This window comes from Symbiopectobacterium sp. (genome assembly GCF_051710365.1).
Lineage (GTDB): Bacteria > Pseudomonadota > Gammaproteobacteria > Enterobacterales > Enterobacteriaceae > Symbiopectobacterium.
This window is the reverse complement of record NZ_JBPETA010000239.1, coordinates 1-4,005: the sequence shown is the minus strand read 5'-3', so window position 1 is coordinate 4,005 and position 4,005 is coordinate 1. Positions and strand designations below refer to the sequence as shown.

Genomic DNA, 4,005 nt, shown 5'->3' with positions numbered 1-4,005 from the left:
GGCCTTGTTATAGGAGGGCCAGTTAGTGATTTTAAAATTTTGTTTTGCCATGGAGACCTGATTTTGAAACAACTATGGTGATCTGATCCGATGATTACCCAAACTTTCTATTTATTCAACAAAGCCGCGTGACGGTTGATGTCCTGATTGAGCGCCGCTTCACCCATTTAATCAAGAAAGAGAGCCGTTTTTGGAACGTGTCTGGCATCAAGGCGGATATCAGCCCAGGCGGTGCCAAAGTGGAAATGCAAAGCTTGGCGGCGCTGGTCAATGGCGCTATCGCGTTTGATTCACCGGATGATAGCGATAAGGCCAGTGCGGAACAGGCTTACCGACTCTACCCTAATCTGGCCCAAAGTCAGCGCGGGGTGGCGATTACCTTAACGCTTCCCTCCGCCAATATGCTGAAAGCCGGGCAGACACCGCTGCTGTATCAGGGGTTGGAAGTAGGCAGTGTACAAAAGCTGGTGCTGGACCCCAGCAACGGTAATGTCAGCGGACAGTTGATTATCGATCCCTCTGTCGTGCCGCTGATGCGGGAAGGCACGCGCATTGAGCTGACCAAGCCACGGCTGACCTTGAACGATCTTAACCTCTCCCGCCTACTCACTGGCCCAACGCTGACCTTGATTCCCGGCGATGGGGAGCCGCGCCAGACATTCCCACTGATTGATGGCACGCAGGCATTACGTCCCGATACGCTGACCGTTCAGTTGTCTGCCGCACAAAGCTATGGCATTGATGTCGGCCAACCTGTTCTGCTGCATGGCGTACAAATCGGGCAGATCATTCAGCGCACGTTGACCGAAAAAGGCGTCACCTTCGATGTCACCATTGAACCCGAATATCGCACTCTGCTGCACAAAGACAGCACCTTTATTGTCAACAGCAGGCTGAACGTCAAGCTGGGGTTGGAGGGCGTGCAAATGATCGGTGCCAGCCCGCAGGAGTGGCTCAGCGGCGGTGTGATGGTGTTACCCGGTACGCAGGGTGAGCCATTAGCTCGCTATACCTTGTTTAGCGATCGGGATAATGCGCAGGAGGGCATCAAAGGCAGCACGCCCAGCCCAACATTAACGCTGGTCACCGAGAGCTTGCCAGACATCCAGGAAGGCTCGGTTGTGTTATACCGCAAGTTTCAAGTCGGCGAAATTATGCGCATTCGTCCCGGTGCAGAAACCTTCGAAGTCCAGGTTTACCTGCATCCGGAATACCGCAAACTGCTGACCGAACGCAGCGTGTTCTGGGCCGAGGGTGGTGCCCGCGTGCTGCTGAGCACCTCCGGGCTGACGGTTCAGGCCGCGCCCCTCAACCGGGCGATCAAAGGGGCTATCAGCTTCGATAATCTCGACGGGGCTCCCGAAACCAAAGGCGGAAAGCGGCTGCTGTATAACACTGAAACCTCTGCACGCGCCGTTGGTAGCCGTATCGAATTGCGGACTTATGACGCCAGTTCTCTCTCCGCTGGTATGCCGATTCGTTACCTTGGTATTGAGATCGGTCGGTTGGATTCCCTTAAATTGGCAGCGCAGCGCAACGATGTCTTGGCACAAGCGGTGCTCTACCCTGAGTACGTCAACGCCTTTGCCCGCGCCGGCACGTGCTTTTCAGTGGTGACACCACAGATCTCAGCAGCAGGCGTCGATCATCTGGAAACCTTGCTCCAGCCCTACATTAACGTCGAACCAGGCAACGGTGCGCAACAGCGCCAATTCGAGTTACAACAGGCGACCATTTCCGATTCCCGTTATCAGGATGGGCTGAATATCGTGGTTGATGCGCCGGAAGCCGGTGCGTTGCAAGTGGGAACACCGGTGCTGTTTCGCGGCGTTGAAGTGGGAACCGTTACTGGGCTGTCTCTGGGGCCGCTGTCCGACAGAGTAATGGTGGCACTGCGTATCAGCAAGCGACACCAGCATCTGGTACGCAGCAACTCGTTATTCTGGCTGGCATCCGGCTACAACTTGGAATTTGGTTTGGGCGGCGGTTTACTCAAAACCGGCACCTTCCAGCAATTTATTCGCGGCGGTATCGCCTTCGCCACCCCGCCCGCGATTCCCTTAGCGCCGATTGCCACATCCGGTAAGCATTTTCTGCTATTGGGCCAAGAACCCAAAGAGTGGCGCGAATGGGGCACAGCCATTCCTGAATGGCTGCGTTGATCCTGCCGTCGCGTGATGAGCGACGGCAGCCACGTGCCGTGTTACACTATCAGAATATTACCCGCACTTTTCTGCTATTGTAACGAGATATTACCACCGTGGTGAAACCCCTCTCTCCTTCTTTGCCCTCCGCGTTTCTCGAGGCGATTCAAGACATCATGCCTGCGCATTTGTCCCTTGATGAATTCATTGCTGCCTGCCAGCGTCCGTTAAGACGTAGTCTGCGCGTTAACACGTTGAAGATTAGCGTGGATGACTTTTTGACACTGGCCGCGGGTTGGTGCTGGCAATTAGCGCCAATCCCCTGGTGTAAAGAAGGATTTTGGGTGGTCAGCCCGGATGAAACGCAACTGCGATTGGGTAACACGGTTGGCCATTTGAGCGGACTGTTTTATTTGCAGGAATCCAGCTCAATGCTGCCAGTCAGCGCATTGTTTTACGCGCAGGAAAGCGCGTTATTGTCACGTGAGACAACCCCCATCGCCATTGGTGCTGGACGTGGCCGCTGCGCCGGGTTCGAAAACCACACAAATTGCCGCGCGTTTGGGCAATAACGGCGGGATCGTCGCTAACGAGTATTCGGCCAGCCGGGTCAAGGTGCTGCATGCCAATATCAGCCGCTGCGGCGTACACAATAGCGCGTTGACGCACTTCGATGGCCGTGTGTTTGGTGCTGCCCTGCCTGAAACGTTCGACGCCATTCTGCTTGATGCTCCGTGTTCCGGCGAAGGGGTAGTACGCAAAGACCCGGATGCGATGCGCCACTGGTCACCGGAAAGTATGGTGGAGCTGGCGCAGACCCAGAAGGAACTGATCGTCAGCGCGTTTCATGCGTTAAAGCCTGGCGGTGTGCTGATTTACTCAACCTGTACGCTCAACGCACAGGAAAATCAGCAGGTGTGTCAGCATCTGCTCGATGCATTCCCTCAGGCCTGTGCGATTGAAACGTTAGGTGACCTCTTTCCCGGCGCAGAAGAGGCGCTGACTGAAGAGGGATATCTCCACGTGTTCCCGCAAGTTTATGACAGTTAAGGTTTTTTTTCGCGCGGTTGCGCAAAACTGCGACCATTACCCCGTTACCCGCACCGCGTTTTAACGTGGGTAAGTTTCCCTTCACGCCATTAACCGGCAAAGACAAACAAGCTGTGACGCTTTCGGCTAATCAGGCGGGCCTGGTCTGGGACCCGGAGGAGGAGCAACTCTGGCTGCGTGACAATGAAATCTGGCTGTTTCCCACCGCACTCAGCGCGCTGTTTGGCAAGATACGCTTCTCGCGCATTGGTCTCAAACTGGCGGAACGCTATGCCAAAGGCTTTCGCTGGCAACATGAGGCCATCGTTGCGCTGGCAGATGCACAGGCACCGCACGCTTACGCACTCAACGACGCGCTTGCTTGTGAATGGTATCAGGGTCGCGACAGTTATCCTGACGAGCTCCCCACTGGCGATGAGATGGTGCTTACCTATCAGCACACGCCGATCGGGTTAACCAAACGCATCGGCAGCCGTATAAAAAACAACCTTCCGCGCGAACTGGTGCGTGATGGTGCCTGCACGCAGCACGTTAAACAGGGTTAGTTTAACGCCCAGTGCCTCATTTTCATCTACACTCTCGCTAGGGCTACTGCCACTGACTGGGAGGGTAAACGCCTATGTACGCACTGGTTGTCTTTATCTGTTATCTCGGCCACGGCTGCGAAAATCTGGTCATTGATGCCTATCTAACCGTCATTCCGCACCTGATTTTTCTTTTTTCGGGACTTGACGGTATTCTGAAGTTCTGAATTTATTACTGCTTTTTGCAGACCAATCAGCATGAGTACTCCCCACGTTACCATCCGTAA

At 54.8% G+C, this 4,005-nt stretch carries 2 protein-coding genes and 1 pseudogene; all 3 read left to right on the top strand.

What is annotated here, in order from left to right; genetic code table 11:
- Nucleotides 1-128: 128 nt before the first annotated feature.
- The 3 genes and pseudogenes from ACTBDZ_RS15710 (at nt 129) to ACTBDZ_RS15700 (ending at nt 3,945) form a co-directional block, all read left to right on the top strand.
- Nucleotides 129-2,162, top strand: coding sequence for an MlaD family protein (locus ACTBDZ_RS15710; RefSeq protein ID WP_438816005.1), 2,034 nt, complete (start codon nt 129-131; stop codon nt 2,160-2,162).
- Nucleotides 2,163-2,260: 98 nt separating this feature from the next.
- Nucleotides 2,261-3,739, top strand: a pseudogene (gene rsmF / locus ACTBDZ_RS15705) (16S rRNA (cytosine(1407)-C(5))-methyltransferase RsmF).
- Between the two features lie 74 nt (nt 3,740-3,813).
- Nucleotides 3,814-3,945: a DUF1482 family protein gene (locus tag ACTBDZ_RS15700; RefSeq protein WP_438816004.1), complete on the top strand. Its 132-nt coding sequence runs from the start codon at nt 3,814-3,816 to the stop codon at nt 3,943-3,945.
- The last annotated feature ends 60 nt before the right edge of the window (nt 3,946-4,005 follow it).

Coding starts and splice junctions, on each gene's coding strand:
- ACTBDZ_RS15700 (WP_438816004.1), top strand. CDS start 3,814: ATGTACGCACTGGTTGTCTTTATCTGTTATCTCGGCCACGGCTGCGAA.